Source organism: Actinomadura sp. WMMA1423 (genome assembly GCF_006547145.1).
Taxonomy (GTDB): Bacteria; Actinomycetota; Actinomycetes; order Streptosporangiales; family Streptosporangiaceae; genus Spirillospora.
In genome coordinates this window covers 3,236,965-3,252,128 of sequence record NZ_CP041244.1, presented here as the reverse complement: position 1 = coordinate 3,252,128, position 15,164 = coordinate 3,236,965, and the positions used below count along the sequence as shown (strand labels likewise).

Annotated in this window: 13 protein-coding genes; 3 read left to right on the top strand and 10 right to left on the bottom strand. The window is 72.4% G+C overall.

Translation table 11 applies throughout. The features are described from left to right. Window positions 1-18: 18 nt before the first annotated feature. The 5 genes from FKD65_RS15140 to FKD65_RS15120 form a co-directional block, all read right to left on the bottom strand. Window positions 19-4,644 carry an SAV_2336 N-terminal domain-related protein gene (locus FKD65_RS15140; protein ID WP_141578109.1) on the bottom strand — a complete coding sequence of 1,542 codons (4,626 nt, stop codon included), beginning with the start codon at window positions 4,642-4,644 and terminating at the stop codon, window positions 19-21. Between the two features lie 16 nt (window positions 4,645-4,660). Beyond that, a complete protein-coding gene (locus tag FKD65_RS15135) occupies window positions 4,661-5,671 on the bottom strand; it encodes a MoxR family ATPase (RefSeq protein ID WP_141578108.1) in 1,011 nt (336 codons plus the stop codon). Next, window positions 5,672-7,366, bottom strand: a complete 1,695-nt coding sequence (locus FKD65_RS15130) for a trypsin-like peptidase domain-containing protein (RefSeq protein WP_168221049.1) — start codon at window positions 7,364-7,366, stop codon at window positions 5,672-5,674. It abuts the gene before it with no gap. Between the two features lie 7 nt (window positions 7,367-7,373). After that, entirely contained in the window at window positions 7,374-7,709 is a 336-nt protein-coding gene (locus FKD65_RS15125; RefSeq protein ID WP_141578106.1) for a CU044_2847 family protein, read from the bottom strand. Between the two features lie 117 nt (window positions 7,710-7,826). Then, entirely contained in the window at window positions 7,827-8,255 is a 429-nt protein-coding gene (locus tag FKD65_RS15120; protein ID WP_141578105.1) for a DUF302 domain-containing protein, read from the bottom strand. 141 nt (window positions 8,256-8,396) lie between these two features. Between FKD65_RS15120 and FKD65_RS15115 the strand changes: the two genes are divergently transcribed. Then, entirely contained in the window at window positions 8,397-8,747 is a 351-nt protein-coding gene (locus FKD65_RS15115; protein ID WP_141578104.1) for an MmcQ/YjbR family DNA-binding protein, read from the top strand. 10 nt (window positions 8,748-8,757) lie between these two features. Here the strand turns inward: FKD65_RS15115 and FKD65_RS15110 are convergent, their stop codons facing one another. Beyond that, a complete protein-coding gene (locus FKD65_RS15110) occupies window positions 8,758-9,567 on the bottom strand; it encodes an IclR family transcriptional regulator (RefSeq protein WP_141578103.1) in 810 nt (269 codons plus the stop codon). A 161-nt stretch (window positions 9,568-9,728) separates the two neighbouring features. Here FKD65_RS15110 and FKD65_RS15105 point away from each other — a divergent pair, with 161 nt between their 5' ends. Further along, window positions 9,729-10,334, top strand: coding sequence for a hypothetical protein (locus FKD65_RS15105; protein WP_141578102.1), 606 nt, complete (start codon window positions 9,729-9,731; stop codon window positions 10,332-10,334). Between the two features lie 10 nt (window positions 10,335-10,344). Here FKD65_RS15105 and FKD65_RS15100 read toward each other — a convergent pair whose 3' ends face one another. Beyond that, entirely contained in the window at window positions 10,345-11,082 is a 738-nt protein-coding gene (locus tag FKD65_RS15100; RefSeq protein ID WP_141578101.1) for a translation initiation factor IF-2, read from the bottom strand. A gap of 137 nt (window positions 11,083-11,219) precedes the next feature. Next, entirely contained in the window at window positions 11,220-12,665 is a 1,446-nt protein-coding gene (locus tag FKD65_RS15095; protein ID WP_141578100.1) for a hypothetical protein, read from the bottom strand. A 325-nt stretch (window positions 12,666-12,990) separates the two neighbouring features. Between FKD65_RS15095 and FKD65_RS15090 the strand changes: the two genes are divergently transcribed. Then, window positions 12,991-13,245, top strand: coding sequence for a hypothetical protein (locus FKD65_RS15090; RefSeq protein WP_141578099.1), 255 nt, complete (start codon window positions 12,991-12,993; stop codon window positions 13,243-13,245). Between the two features lie 148 nt (window positions 13,246-13,393). On the opposite strand, the gene FKD65_RS15085 is transcribed toward FKD65_RS15090, so the two are convergent. Beyond that, the gene (locus FKD65_RS15085) at window positions 13,394-13,786 is read right to left on the bottom strand and encodes a VOC family protein (protein ID WP_141578098.1); all 393 of its coding nucleotides are present in this window, start codon (window positions 13,784-13,786) and stop codon (window positions 13,394-13,396) included. A 74-nt stretch (window positions 13,787-13,860) separates the two neighbouring features. Continuing rightward, window positions 13,861-15,015, bottom strand: a complete 1,155-nt coding sequence (locus FKD65_RS15080; RefSeq protein WP_141578097.1) for a HAMP domain-containing sensor histidine kinase — start codon at window positions 15,013-15,015, stop codon at window positions 13,861-13,863. Window positions 15,016-15,164: the final 149 nt, after the last annotated feature.

The window sequence follows — 15,164 nt, the reverse complement described above, 5'->3', positions numbered from 1 at the left end:
GGACAGCTCGATCCAATATCATCGGACGGGGTTGTCGAGCCGCACCACCCGCTGCCGCCCGGGATGCGCCAGCAGCGCCTCACCGAGCTCCAGAGGGCCCTGCGACGAGGAGGGCACGCCCCAGAGGCTCGCCTCAGGGCCGCCTGTGTAACTCGTCAGCAGGACGGGGGAGCCGAGTTCCCGGAGGAGAGCGACCACGGGGTCGAGCGGCTCCCCGGCGCTGATGCCGTGCTGCGCCAGGACGAGGTGGACGTGGGACTCGCGCATCCTCCTCAGATCGGGAACGGCCGCCGCGATCGGGTCCTTCCTGGCCAGGCGAGGACTGTGCGCTACGAGCATGTAGACCTCGGGACCTCTGCCACTGAGGCGGGGCCTGGGGGCCCGCAGGGCCTCGGCCAGCAGCGTGCCGAACTCCTCCGGCGACGCGGTGTACCGTACGCCCGCCTGCCCCCGCGCCTCTGCGTCCGCCAGGTCGCGCGGGCTCATGTACGTGTCCAGGACGTAGACGAGGCGATCGTCCTGGGAGCCGATCGATGCGAGTTCCTCGGCCATCCTGTGCACCAGGGGCGACTTCCCGGTGTCGCTCGGTCCGCTGATGAGCAGGTGGCGATCGGTGCTGAAGTCCAGGAGCACCGGCTCGCCCGTCTCCGGATCGCTCCCGAGACGCACGCTCCGCGGCCGCCGTGCCGCGTCGAAGGCGTGCACCCACCTGAAGCGGCCTTCGAACTCGGGGAGACGCCTGCCCAGTTCTTCGAGCTGTTCCGGGGCTGCGCAGTGGACGACTACGAAGGGTTTGGCCGGCGCCGTATGGATCAGCGTGAGCGTCTCCACGATCAGATCGTCGGCTTCGGTGCTGCGGCCGGGTTCGTCCCGAAGAAGGATCATGCCTCCCGGGCGCGTCAGAAGGAGGTCGGTGAACTCCTGAAAGTATGCGTCGCCCCGATGAAGGGCCGTTCTGTAGAAGGTGAAGAAGTCGTGGCCGACGCGCGGGAGCACGCCGAACTGGGCGAGCACCCACCCGTACACTCTCGCCGCCACGGTCATCTCCGGCATGAAAGGCCCCGGAAAGAGCAGGGGCCCGGGGCGTAGACGATCACCTGAACGCAGGGCTTCGATGTCGGGTCCGACGAGTTCCCACAGGGCCGCCCGGACGGTCGCGGTGTCGACGTCGCCATCGACGTGCCGCTTCTCGGTCTCGATCGCCTCGTCCAGGTCGTCGAGTGTCCGGGCGATCGTGTGTGCCAGATCTTCCAGGTCGGTTCCGTCTGGAGGGGTCTCCGAGGGGCGTGGAGGTTCGCGTGTCCGCCGGACGAAGTCGGCCACGTCGATCTGGGAAGGCTCCGGTGCCAGGGTGAACGGTTGGGGCGAGCCGCCTCCGGCGAGGAGGTAGGCCGTCTGCGGCTCGTCCTGGAAATCCAGGGCTGCCTGCCCGAGGACGTGCTGGAGCTGGTCGGGCGGTAGGCGGTTCGCGGCGATGCGCCAGCCGAGGAGGGGCAGGAAGCGGCCCCAGATCGTCGTGTTCTCGACGGTGGACGAGGTGAGCAGCAACTGGACGTCGAGCGCTCTACCGCGCTGCGCCAGCGAGAGGAGCGTCTCGCCGACCTCGGGCCTGCTGTGCGGGAACGTGAGCGACAGGTCGGCGACCACCAGGAGGCGCGGCCGCGCCTCGAACGGCGAATCGGGAGGCGGGGCGGAGGGTTGCTCGCCCGGCTGGTAGTCCTGGAAGAACTCCCACCAGACCCGGGCGACCGAATGGGGGTCCTGGCGGTACCGCTCGTACAGCTCGTCGACCGACCAGAGGTAGTTGCTGGGCCGCGAAGACCGCGGCGCCTCCTGCGGCGTTTCCGCGGACCGCGCTTCGAGCTCGCCGTAGAGGAAGTCGAAGAACCGCCGGAGCCTCTCCGGCGAGCCCAGCAGCTCTTCCTCGGAGTAACGGGTGTGCGGTAGGCCTATGGGCTCACCGAGGGGGTGCTCGCCCAGGCCCGCGAAGACGAATTGCAGATCCGCCGGGGAATGTCCTGCGGCGAGGGCCAGGGTGATGGCGCGGAGGACCTTCCGGCGGTCCTCCGGACTGCCGACGATCAGGCCGTGCGGGATGCCTGAGGAGCGGTCGAGCGGATAGAGGCTGAGGAGGTGGCCGCCCGGCCGGTAACCGATCGCCGGGCTGCGCGGGGTGTCGGCGGACAGGGCCCACGTCTCGTGCAGCAGCATCCCCGGCCCGCCGCCGTTCAGCCGCAGGACGTCGAACTCGGGAAGGGCCGTGGGCTGGGAAGGGGGTGCCGGCGCCGGTGCGGCGGGTTCCGCGGGTTCGGCGGGTTCCGCGGATTCCGGGGGCCAGGGGATGTCGCTCGCCCTCAGGCCGCGTCGCCGCGTCAGTTCCGCGAGCAGGTCGCCGGTGTCGAGTGAGACGCGTGCGGGCTCGAAGGCGGGCCGGGCCTCCTGCCCGAAGATGTGGACGGACGCTAGGTGATCGCCCATGCGGCTGGGGAGGCCGACGTTCCATCCGGCGAGACCGGAGAGCTCGGGCGGCGTGACCGCGTCGTTCGGGGAGCAGAAGACGAACCTGATCCCCTGGGCCGGTCCCGCCTCGCAGAGCGCGGCGAGAGGCTCGAGGAGGTCGGGGCGGGCCTCCAGCAGGGGACCGGCGTTGTCGAGGACCACGACGAGGGCGGGCAGCGGGGTGAGTCGCCGGCCTTCCAGGAAGGCCGCTTGATACGCGTCCCACGTCGGGAAATCGAAGTACTCGAGGAAGTCCTCGCGTCGTCCCCGCTCGAGTTCCAGAGCCCTCACGAACCGGCCGAGCAGCGGAGAGTCCGCCGACCCGGGGTGGACGGCCGCGGCGACGTGGGGGAGGCTCCCCAGCCCCACGAAGGAGAGGCCCCGGCTGAAGTCGGCGAACGCGAAGTTGACCACGTTCGGTGAGTGGTTGAGCGCCAGGCCCAGGACGAGGGTCCGCAGCAGCGCGTCCCGGGACGCCCGGGGGCCGTTGATCAGCCCGTGCGGCAGGTCGGGATGCCCCTCCAGGACGTTCAGCGACACGAGGTCCTCACCGTCCACGCCGATCACCGCCGGGCGCAGCGGGCCGGGGTCCCAGTCGTCCATCAGTTCCTCGACCGGGGTGCCGAGAAGCTCCAGCAGGTCGGGAGCAGGCGCCGGTGGAGCGGGGGAGGGGGTGAGGTGGGAGCGCGTCTGGGGGTTGAGGAGGGCGAAGTGGTCGGTTTCGGCGGTGAGGACGACCGGGCCGCCGTCCTCGGGCAGGAGGGCGCGGAACGTCTCGGCGGACGTCCCGGCGCGGCGCTCGATCTCCGCGGAGACGGCTTCGAGGACGTGCCGCGTGTGCAGGGCCTCCGGGCGCGGGAGGGTGTCGAGGAGGGCCTCGCGGGCGCCGGGGACGAACTCGTAGCGCGGGCCGCCCGCCGGGCGGAGCAGCCCGCTCAGCAGGACCTCGGCGAGCTGCCCCGGGCCCGAGCCTCCGAGGATCCGGTGCTGGATCAGGCGCATCACCGGCAGGGACGGGACGGAGACGGCGACGTGGGCGGCCAGTTCGGCGGCGGCCGGGGAGGCGCCGGCGAGGAAGCGGCGGACGCGCTCGGCGACCGGCAGTTCCCGCTCGCGCCGTACCGGAGCCGCGCCGGACGGGCGCGCGGGCAGCGTCGCGACGGCCGCCGGCTGCGGTTCGGAACCGGAGACCAGCCGGGCCCACGCGCCGAACCAGCGCGGTGCGATCTCCAGGACGGGGACGGGCATGCCCGCCCCGGCGGCGCCGTCGTAGGGGGCGAAGCGCAGGTCGGTGTTCGGGGCGCCGGGGCGGGGGAGGGCGGCGAGGCCGGGCGCGGTCGGCACGGCGGTGCGGCGCCAGAGGCGTTCGGCGAGCGGCTGGACGATCGCGGTCGGCCCGGTCTGGGCCCAGCGCCGCACGGCCTGGACGGCGCGTCCGTTCCACCAGTGCGGGCCCGAGCAGTCGCTGAGGACGAGCACGGCCCGCCGCCCGGAGGGGTCCAGGAGCGTTCCCGGGTCCTGGGGCGGCGCGTCGGGTGTGGAGGAGACGCGGCCCGTCTCGTCGAGGTAGCTGATGTGGACGTCCTGGAACGCCCCCTGGCGGAGCAGCGCCTCGGCCAGCTCACCGGCGAGGGGGCGCCAGAGCCGCATGGTGGGGCCGGTGTCGATGACCAGGCTGAGGCCGAGCCAACGCTCGGACGACGGGACGAGGACGGGCGTCCACAGGCGGGTGTCGGCGATGCGCGCGGCGGTCGCCTCCTCGTCCAGCTCGACGCGGTGCCGGGACGGGACGCGCCGCTTCAGCGGGCGCAGCGCCCGCTGGACGCCGAGCGGGTCGGCCAGCATCGGCGCGGTCGGCACGAGCACCTCCGACGCCCGCCCCACCGGTTCCGCTTCGGCGGCCGGACGCGGGTGGAGCTCCGTCAGCGGCTCGGACGGAAGGGGCGGCGCGGGCTCCGGCGGCTTGAGCGGACCGGGGGCGTCGGCGGGCTCCTCGACGACCGGAGGCGCGACCGGAGGGACGGCAGGGCCCTGCTTCTCAGCCGGGGAGATGTGGCAGGCGAGCCACAGCATCTCGCTCAGTTCGCGCGCGTCCGGCGGCGGCCCGAAGGCCGACAGGACGTCCCGGAGCCGTTCGATCGTCATCGGCTACCCGGCCCGGCTACTCGTCGTCATCCACGGGCCCGGTCAGGTAGGGCATGATGCGGTCGGCCAGGGCGCGGCGGTCCTCGGTGTCGGCGTGGCGGCACAGGTAGACGGCGTTGAGGAGCTGGTCGGTCGCCAGCGTGCCGGACGCGGAGCGTTCGAAGAACCGGCGGACGAGGTCGTCGCTCTGGTCGGCGAGCGGCCCGAGATGCTCGCGGACGATGGCGGCCAGCTCCTCGCCGTCCACCGGCTGCCGCAGCTCCACGGTCACGCAGCGCCGGATGAAGGCGGGCGGGAACTCGCGCTCGCCGTTGCTGGTCATGACGACCAGCGGGAACGCGCGGCAGCGGACCGTCCCGGCGGTGACCGTGACCCGTGCGCCGGGCCCGTCGGCGGTCATGACCTCGGCGTCCGGTTCGGCCCGCCGGGTCAGCTCGGGCAGCTCGTACTCGCCCTTCTCGAAGATGGTGAGCAGGTCGTTCGGCAGGTCGATGTCGCTCTTGTCGATCTCGTCGACCAGCAGGACGCGCGGCCGCCGGTAGGGCAGCAGCGCCGTGCCCAGCGGCCCGAGCCGGATGTAGCGGCCGATGTCCTCCTCGGACGGCGCGCCGTCCCTGCCCGCCCGGCCGCGCCGTCCCTCCGCGTCATGCCGCCCTGCCGCGTACAGGCGGGTGAGGGGGTCGTACTGGTAGAGGCCGTCGCGGAGGGTGGTCCGGCTGGTGATGGGCCAGTGCAGGACGCGTCCGAGCCCCAGTTCGTGGGCGACGGCGTAGGCCAGCGTCGATTTTCCGGTGCCGGGCGGCCCCGTCACCAGCAGCGGGCGACGCAGGTACAAGGCGGCGTTGACCTGCTGCACGGCATCGTCGGACGGGCGGTACGTCGTCGCCTGGTGCTCGTTCTCGGAACCACCGGAGGGGGGCTCCAGGACGGGCTCGCCGTCGAACGCGCGCCACGGCGGCGGTGGAGGAAGCCGGTCGATGCCGTCGTGCGTGCGTCGGCTCCCTGTGTAGAGCAGCCAGTCGGGCACCTATGCCTCCATCGCGAGCGGGGGGTCGGGGAGCCGGGACGGATCGTCCCACAGCAGCGTCAGGTCGCGCCCGCAGTGGGGGGCGTCCCTGGGGGCGACGAGCGCGGCCTTGCGCAGCGCGAGCGCCAGCCGCGGAAGGTCGCCCGGATGCTTCTCGCCGACCGCCGCGGTCAGCTCGTCGAGGAGGTGGTGCCCACGGCAGTCCTCATGGGACGAGGCGTCGCACCGGGTGCGCGTCCACAGCATCACGGGGATGCCGTTGTTGAGCGCGGCCGTCAGCCAGCTCTTCACCGGGCGCGACCCGTACACGAGGACGCAGAAGTCGATGTTCGCCTCCAGCCAGTCCTGGAACTCGCTGCCCTTGCGCGGCGCGTCGCACGCGATCGGGCGCGGGTCGCTGCGACCGCGCTGGTTCAGCAGCCGCCAGCGGTGGTGGGCCTGGTCGCGGCGGAACGAGCCGGGCTGCAACCGCTCGACGTCCCGCACCACCACCGGGTACATCCGCATGGGGAGCCTGTTGCGGGGGTCGACGTACCACTGCTCGAACGGCTTGCCGAGCCAGCCCTCCGGCACCGCGAACTCGATCATCCACTCGCGGCCGAACAGCTTGGGCGCGAGCTCGGCGACCGCCGCCTCCACCACCGGCCGCACACGCTTCTCCGGCACGCGCTCGGTCGGACGTCCCGGCCCCTCGGCGCCGTCGATCCAGGTGTGGACGGTCACGTCGAAGGCGTTGTCGAACGTGGCGCGCTCCAGCCGCACGATCACCGACGCGGGGCCCGAGCGCGGCGCGGCGGGCGCGGCTCCGGGCAGGTGCCGCGCGGACCAGGAGGTCAGCCGCTGACGGGCGGGGTCCGGGAGGTGCTGCCCGAGCGACGCGACGTACCGGACGAGCCGGTCCTCCGCCCACCCCTCGGCCACGTAGCGCACCGACCCCCACGCCGACCGGAAGCCGCCGAGCGCCCGCCGGCCGGTGATCCGTTCGAGGTCGGCGGTGAGCGGGCCCGTGTAGCGGACGCCGTCCAGGAGCTCCCGCAGCTCGCGGCGGGCTTCGGGGGTGAGCCACCGCAGCGGCAGCAGGTCGTCTAGTTCCTCCCAGTAGGTACGGATGTGCGAGATGGGCAGCATCCAGCCGAGGTCGGCCCGGTCGTCGTGCCGCAGCTCGGCGTTCGTCACCATGCCGATGACCTCGCCCGTCGCCGGGTCGTACACGGCGGACCCGCTGTAGCCCTCCTCCAGCCAGTCGCCCGGTCCGGTCTTGAGCTCCCACCACTCGCGCCGCATCCCGCGATGCGGGAACGCCGTCACGGACGCGTGCCGCTCGTTCCCGTCAGGGCGCCGCGGGAACCCGCACACCCCGAACGTCCGGCCGCCCAGGCCTGCCTCGTTCAGGCCGTCCGGCGCGGCCAGCGTCGCGGGGGTCAGCGTGACCGGCTCGTGCAGTTCGAGGACGGCGACGTCGCCCGGATCGCCCGCCCGCCGCCAGTCGCCGCACCGCACGACCCGGGCGGGAAGGCCCTCCAGCAGGCCGGGGAACCCGACGCTCGCCTCCTCCAGGCCGTGGACCGTGTGGGCGCAGGTCAGCAGCCGGGTCTCGGTGACGAGGAACGCGGCGCCGAGCTTGCCGCCGGCCGGGGGGCCGCCCTCGCCACCGGCCGGGGGGCCGACCCAGGCGCGCCACTGCCAGTCGTCCACGATGCGGCTACGCCTCCTCCGCGGCGCGCGGCTGCTGCCCCCACGTCATCTTGACCTTCAGGTGGCCTTCGACGGTCGTCTTCGCGATGACGGCCCCGGCGGCGGCGTTGAGCTTGACGCCGAACTCCAGCTCGACGCCGTCCGGGTTCAGGTCGCCTCCGCGCAGCGACGCGAGCGCCGACTGCGCCGCCTCCCGGACGTGCTGGAACGCGTCCTCGAACCTGCCCGCCGCGTCGTGGACCAGCTCGCCGGCGCGGGACACCGACTGGAACCCCGGCTCCCGGTCGTCGGTCTCCACGATGATGGTCCCGTTCTCGGTCTGCCAGCGCACCAGTTCGTTCACGCGGCAAATCTAACAAGTCACCGGTAAGCCCGGGAGCACGTCAAGACCGGCCCCGGCCACGGGCTCGCATTCGGCGGTTCCGATCCCCTGGAAGGCGATCGGCCCGGAAGGGCGGAATCAGTCAGCAGGCGCCGATTCGCCCCCCGCTTGGTGGACTATCGCGGCGATATTCGCCTCCATGCCCGCGATGGCCTTGCCGGTGTCCTTGTTCGCGGTTCTCAGTCCGTGGCGCTCAGCGATCCAGGCGGGGTCGTTGTAGGTGAGCCAGGCCTTGCCGTCCTCGTCCTCCCAGACGAGGACCTTGGTGGGAAGGTCGATGGCGCTGCTCCGCCGGTCCTGCATCAGCAGGGTCCCGACCCGGGGGTTGCCGAACATCAGCAGGACCGTCGGCGGGAGCCGCAGCCCGACCTCGGCCGCCTTGCCCGCGTGGTCCACCCGCGCGAAGACCGCGAACCCCGCCTCGACGATCGCGGACTCGAGCCGCTCGACCGTCTCGGTGGCAGGCCGATCACTGGCGATGGTGCGAAGTCCGGTGCCTACTTCCATCGTGCCCCCTGACGCCGCCGTACCCCCGACCCCTGCGACCCAACCTCGACTGAACGAGCGTCACGGCGGTCCAGAAGTCGCCGACCGGGTCGCGCGTTCCGGGATGCTTTGCTAGGAGCGCCGTGGCCACAGGAGGACAGGATGATCACCGTTGCGCAGGTGCGGGCCCTGGCGATGACGCTGCCGCGCACGTCCGAGCACCTCATCAGGGACCGGGTGAAGTTCCGCGTCGGCTCCATCGTCTACGTCGCCTTCTCGCGGGACGAGACCGTGATGGGCTTCGCGTTCCCCAAGGAGGAGCGGCTCGCGCTCGTCGAATCCGAGCCGGAGAAATTCCATCTGCCGGGCCAATCCGACATGCGTTTCAACTGGGTACAAGCATGGACGGGAGCGCTGGACGAGGCCGAGATGGAGGAACTCGTCATCGACGCGTGGCGAATGGTCGTTCCGAAAAGGGTCGCCGCCGCCCGCCTCGGCCTTCAGGACGGGTGACGCCCGGCCTTCAGGACGGGTGACGCTCCGCCGGAGGCCGGGGAGACGCGAGCAGCATCCCGGTGTCCCGGGCGATGGCCTCCGCCGCGGTCGGCAGGAGCCGCGCCATGCGACGGGTGGACAGCCTGCCGGTGCGCCCGGTCACCCCGAGAGCGCCGATCAGCCCGCCCTCCGGATCGCGCACGCCCGTGGCAAGGCAGCTGAAGCCGAGATGGCACTGCTCGTGCTCGACCGCGATCGCGGTGTCGCGCACGGCGTCGAGCTCGTCCAGGAAGCGCGGCCAGGACGTGGTGCCGCGCGGGGTCTGCGGCGCCGGGGGACGTCCGCGCAGGCTCTCCAGCAGCTCGGGCCGCTCGGCCAGCAGCATCCGCCCCACCGCGGAGGTCTGCGTCGCCGCGCTGCGGAGGTCGTTCGCCCACTCGCCGCGCCGCACGTCGGGGGCCCGATCGGCGCCGAAGGCCATGGTCAGGAAGGTGATCGAGTCGTCCCCGACCTGGCAGACCCACGCGATCTCGCCGGTGCGGGCGAACAGGTCCTGCACGTGCGGGGTGGCGACCGTGAGCAGATCCTGCTGCAGGGCCGCGCGCCTCCCGAGGTCCAGCAGGTGCGGGCCGAGCAGGTAGCGCCCGTCCGGCCCCCGCCGCAGCATCCGCCGCGCGACCAGGTCGGCGGCGATGCGGCGCACGGTGGGCTTGGGGACGCCGACCGCACGCGTCAGTTCGGCCAGCGAGACCGGCCCGCCGTACCCGGCGACCGCGTCGAGGACGGCGACGACCCGCCCGGTGACGGTGCGGTCGTCCATGCCTGGCATGCCCTCCATGCCTCGATGGTCGCGGCCGGGCGGACGAAAAGCCACGGGCGGGTCACTCAGTGACACGTTCCCATGGCGTCCGGAAGCGGTCTCGGCGAGCCTGGGTAGGAGGCGCCGCCGTACGGGGGCCGACGCCGCACCGGAGTCCGACCGCACCGGGGGACCATCCCATGACGCAGCCCCACCACCGGGCGACCCATCGCCCCAATGTCCTGTTCTTACTGTTCGGCCTGCTCCTGATCATCATCGGCGCCGCGGCGATGATCCTCGGGTTCCTGTCCGGGGTCCAGACGGTGCTCGGCGCCGGTTCCGGCGCCGACCTGCGCTCCGGGCTCGGCTCCTTCGGGCCGGACGACGCGGGCGGAGAGCTGAAACCGCTGGTCGACAGCTTCACCGTCGTCATCGTCGGAACCACCGTGCTGACGATCGGCCGCTACCTGTGGCGCGGCGCCCGCCGCCGCGGCGCCCGCGACCGGATCGGCCGGCTCCTGATCATCGCCGGGCACCTCGTCGTCTGCGCCGCGCTGGTGGTGTTCACGCGCTTCGTGATGTCCGCGCTGGACGCCGACCCCGGGGAGGGGGAGCAGATCCTCTTCCGGGGCCTGATCGTGTGCGCGGTGCTGTGCGTCCCCGGCGTCCTCCTGGGCGTGCCCGGCATGCGGATGGCGAAGGAGCGCCCGCTGATGAGCGGCGAGATCGAGGTGAACCGCCCCGGGCCCCCTCCGCCGCCTCCGCCTCCGCCACCCCCGCCGCCACCGCGGCCCTTCATACGCTGACCCCGCGCCGTCAGTGCGGCGGCGGCAGCGGGTTGAGGGCGTTGGCGGTGCTGCAACCGCCCTCTCCGGGCATGCGCTGCACGCGGGGCGGCGTCCACACGTTGGTGTGGCCCGGCTCGACGATCGCGAGGACGCAGTCGGCCGTGTCCGCCCAGTAGGGCTTCACCGTGAGCGCCACGCCGACCCGGCCGCCCGCGGTCTGGAACTCGCGCCGGACCGCCGGGTCGAGCCGCAGCGACCCGACCGCCGCGCGGACCTTCGCCTCGTCCGCCCGGCCTCCCTCGGGGACGCGGGGCAGCGCCTTCCGCAGCCGCTCGAACGGGATCCTCGGCGCCTTCGGCCACGGCTTGAACGCGAGCGGTCCGCCGGCCGGGCACGTCACCTCCCTGGTCCCGTAGTGCTCCCACTCGGTGGTGGTGGAGAACCGCAGTTCGAAGCACCGCCGCACGGTGACCGTCGAGGTCGCGAACCAGCCGCCGTCCGGCGCGGTGCCGGACGTCCGGAGCACGAGCCGGATCCCGTCCCCGGCGGTCGAGGCGCCGGTCACGCGCATGACCTCCACGCCGTCGAGGTCCGCCGCCCGGTGCGCCACGTCCTGCGCGGGCCGCGTCCGGGAGTCGTAGATCCGGTTCCCGGCCCGGTCGGCGAGCTTGCGCGCCTGCTCGGTGGCCTGGTCCTCAGGGCTCCGGCCTCCCACCCCGCATCCGGCGGCGAGGAGGACGACCACCGGAATCACGAATCGACGCATGCGCCCAAGTCTGACGATCACTGCGGACCAGAGATATCCGCTCTTCTACTCAATTCGAACACCCGCCCATCCGGACGACCTACGTATCCCGGATCTCCCCACGTCCCGGAGCGCCTGGTCGTTCTGGAGGGCGGAGCTCAGGCCTCGGCGGGCTGCGCGGCGGGGGCCGCCACTTCGGGTGCGGCCTCGACCGGCTCGGACTCCGGCCGGGCCGGACGGCGGCGGCCCCACGCCAGCGCGGCGGCGAAACACGCGAACGGCAGGGCGGGCAGCATGTACCGGTAGTCGAAGTCGACCGTGATCGGAGGGATGGCCAGGAGGGCGACGCCGGAGGTCCAGAACAGCGCCGTCCGTGCGCGCTCCCGCCGCCACACCATCCCCGCGGCGCCCGCGAGCAGGACCATTCCGAGCACCGTCCCCGGCACGCTCACATGCTTCTGGTAGCCGCGCAGCATCCCGGCGTACGGCTCGACGACGTGCGTACGGCCCGTTCCGTGCGAGTACTCGTACACGACCGACCGCCGGTCGCCGCCGCCGTAGACGGGCAGCCGGGGCTTGCGGGCCGTGGGGCGCGTGGGGAAGTGGTACCTGGCCTCGGTGCCCACGGTCGGGTAGCGCGACCGGTGCCACGAGAACGTCCGGACGAAGAAGTCGTAGGAGACGACGCGCAGGTAGTCGAGCGGCTGGTTCTTGATCGCCCACAGGGCGAACCGCTGCGCCCGGGCGTTCGTCTCCGCGTCGAACGCCTTCCCGTTGGACCAGCCGGTCGGCGAGTTGTCCTCCCAGATCTGGTGGGACGAGGCGGACCGGTCGCCCTTGGCTCCGTACGGGCAGAGGCTCGCCAGGTCCCGAGGGGGCGTGAACGCGTCGCAGTCGGCGAACGCGGCCGTCCGCCCCCACAGGAAGATCCCGTCCACGCCGGTCATCTGGAACCGGCCCTGCTCGCGCTGGAACCACGTCGCGTAGGCCCCGACCGGCAGCGCGAACGTCACCGCGAGCGCCATGTACACCGGCCACCGCGTCCGCCTGAGCAGCAGGTAGAGGACGGCGATCAGGAACAGCGGCACGCCCACGGTCCGCGTGACGGCCGCCACGCCGAGCAGCGCCCCCACCAGCGCGGCCCGCCGCCACCCGGCCGCCCCGGGCCTGGCCAGCAGCAGCATCGCCCCGAACAGCAGGACGGTGAACAGGGTGTCCGACAGCAGCAGGTGCTCGAGCGTGACCTGGAAGGCGTCCAGCAGGACCGGCGCCACGGCCAGCGCCGCCCACGTCCGCCGCACCTCGAAGTCGCGGACGAGCATCCGGTACCCGAGCACCGCCAGCCCGAGCACCGCCGCGTGCTGCAGCACCGTCACCAGCGCGAGGCTGTGGAAGGGCTTCAGCCCCCAGAGGAACAGCCCGTACCCGGACGGCCTCAGCGGATGGGGGAACGGGTCGTCCGCGATCCGGACGTAGTCGTAGCTGTCGTTGAACCACAGCACGCCCCGGAACCCCACCATGGCGAGCACGCGCAGCACGATGCCCACGAGCAGCACCGCGCAGAACAGCCAGTTGCGGCGAACGGCCGAAGGGGAGAACGACACCGGGAACCTAACTGTGGGACCTGCGGGCGAACAGAATCCTGCGCCGATCCGGGACCGGCGGCGTCACGCCGGGCGGGCCGATCCGTCACTCACCACCGCCCGCGCATCGGCCGAGATCCTACCAGCGCCACCCTCGCCCGCCCGTGCGGTCCGCCACGGACGACCAGGTAGCAGCGACATTTCCCCCTGCTCCACCGACTCGTGAAGCCCCCGGCGTTCGAGCGGGCGGTGCCTTGACGAGGGGCGGGAGCGCGGGACGGTAGTGGCCGGGACGGGTCTTCACGAGCCGTCCTTCCACCGCAATCCAGACCCGAAGGAGCCTGACGTGGCATCGAAGAGGGAACGTCGAGACAGGGAAATCCTCGCGGAGATCCAGCGAAACTGCGGAAACCAGGCCGAGAACCTCAATCTCCTGGGTTTGCGTACGACCGATCCCGCCTTGAGGGCGGGTGCCTTCGCGGCGGCCGAGGTGAGCAACCGCCAGGCCGGGCAGACACTCGCGGAGTCGCTGGCAGACCCGCGCAACAAGCCCACCGAAGCGATGCGGGCCGCAAGGAGGGCACTGCGAGACGGCGCCTGATCGACTCAACGGCCCATAAGGGCCACCACCACCACCACCGCCGCCGGCGGCGGCGGAGTTCTTAGTTGACTTGCGGCGTGTCGCGCCTATCAGTGCTCGCAGAAGGGCGACACGCCGCGAGTCAACGCATCTGGGGCGGTTTGTCGTGCTAGGTGGCCTGCGCGTCCGCCGTCAGGTAGTGCGCCCGGCCCTCGTCGTCGAGCTCGAACGGGCCTTTCGGGATGATGCAGAACTCGTTGCCCTCGGGATCGGCCATGACGAGGAAGCCTCCAGGGTCGTACTCGGTCAGGCGCCGTCCGCCCAGTGCCTCGACTCTGGCCTGCTCGGCCGCCGGATCCTCCGACTCCAGATCCAGGTGCAGCCGGTTCTTCGCGGGTTTGGAGCCGTCGGTGCGCTGGAAGCCCACGCCCAGCCCGTTCCTGCGTTCCAGCCAGATGTACGGCCCAGAACGCGAGACGACCGGTCGGTCGAGCAGCTCGCTCCAGAAGGCCGCCAGCCGGTCGGGGTCGGCCGAGTCGACGATGACGCAGTTGATGTCCATGATCACCCCTCTGCCCCGGAAGAGGCGGCCGTCAACCGCAAGGGCGCCCAGGCATGCTCGGCCGGGCGGTCCCGTCAACGGATCTCGCAAGCCCTGCTGAAGGACGATGCCTGCTGAGCCGCTCCCGCCTGCTCCGCGGGCAGCCGGATCGTGACGAGGAGGCCCCCGGTGGGGCGGGGGGCGAGGTCGAGGGTCCCGTCATGCGCTCGGACGATGCTGTGCACGATCGCCAGCCCGAGGCCGACGCCGGCGTGCTCGCCGGTCCGCGTGCGCCCGGTGCCGCGCTGGAAGGGTTCGGTGAGGGTCGGTACCAGTTCCGGTGGAACCGGCCGACCGGTGTTCTCGACCCGCAGCATCCTCGCGTCGTGCCGCGCTTCCGTGTGGACCGTCACCCTGCCGCCGTCCGGGAGGTTGTGGACGATGGCGTTCTGGACGAGGTTGGTCACCAGCCGCAGGAGGAGCTGCGCGGAGCCGAGGGCGGGTGCCTTCTCGCCGGTGACGTCGAGCGTGATCCGGCGCCGTTCGGCGAGGGGGAGCAGCGTTTCGGCGGCTTCCTCGGCGATGAGGGACAGGTCGACGCGCTCGCGGGTGAAGCTCCCGCGTCCGCTGCGGCCGAGCAGCAGGAGGGCCTCGGTGAGGTCGATGGCCCGCGCGTTCACGGTGTGGAGGCGTTCGAGGAGTTCGCCCTGGTCTCGAGCGGGATCGTTGCGCGCGGCGTCGAGCAGGGCCTGGGAGATGGCCAGCGGGGTGCGGAGTTCGTGGGAGGCGTTCGCGGCGAACCTCTGCTGCTCGGCGACGTGGAACTCGAGTTGTTCGAGCATGGCGTCGAACGCGTCGGCGAGTTCGCGGAACTCGTCCTTGCGCCCCCGCAGCCGGACCCGATGGGACAGCGACCCGCCGGAGGCCATCCGTGCCGCGTCCGTGATCCGGGTGAGCGGTGCGAGCATCCGGCCGGCGAGGATCCACCCGCCCAGCAGGCCGAACACCAGGATGAAGCCCATCGCCGCGGCCGCGGCGGGATAGAAGCCCCGCAGGAGGTCGGAGCGGTCGGGCCCGAGCACGATCACGATGCCGTACTTCCTCTGGATGGCCGGGGGATCGACATCGCGCATCCAGCGCAGCACGAAGACCCAGAACACGGCCAGCAGGAGGCCGCCGCCCAGAAGGAGGAACCCGGCGTAGCTGAGGGTGAGCTTCAGCCGGGCGCTGAACCCCGGGCGCCTATCCATGACGGCGGTGCTCGTTCTCGACGATCGACACGCGCATGCTCGCGATGCTACGAGCCGGTACATATCGCCGGCATATAGAGAACCGCGTCCGCCCCGGTCAGATGACCGTCTCGGGTGACCGCACCCGGCCGCAGGGGCTGGGAGGCGGT

Excerpts from the sequence above, each read along its gene's own strand:
- FKD65_RS15140 (WP_141578109.1), bottom strand. The coding sequence starts at position 4,644 with ATGACGATCGAACGGCTCCGGGACGTCCTGTCGGCCTTCGGGCCGCCG.
- FKD65_RS15120 (WP_141578105.1), bottom strand. The coding sequence starts at position 8,255 with ATGGAAGTAGGCACCGGACTTCGCACCATCGCCAGTGATCGGCCTGCC.
- FKD65_RS15115 (WP_141578104.1), top strand. The coding sequence starts at position 8,397 with ATGATCACCGTTGCGCAGGTGCGGGCCCTGGCGATGACGCTGCCGCGC.
- FKD65_RS15110 (WP_141578103.1), bottom strand. The coding sequence starts at position 9,567 with ATGGAGGGCATGCCAGGCATGGACGACCGCACCGTCACCGGGCGGGTC.
- FKD65_RS15105 (WP_141578102.1), top strand. The coding sequence starts at position 9,729 with ATGACGCAGCCCCACCACCGGGCGACCCATCGCCCCAATGTCCTGTTC.
- FKD65_RS15100 (WP_141578101.1), bottom strand. The coding sequence starts at position 11,082 with ATGCGTCGATTCGTGATTCCGGTGGTCGTCCTCCTCGCCGCCGGATGC.
- FKD65_RS15085 (WP_141578098.1), bottom strand. The coding sequence starts at position 13,786 with ATGGACATCAACTGCGTCATCGTCGACTCGGCCGACCCCGACCGGCTG.
- FKD65_RS15080 (WP_141578097.1), bottom strand. The coding sequence starts at position 15,015 with ATGGATAGGCGCCCGGGGTTCAGCGCCCGGCTGAAGCTCACCCTCAGC.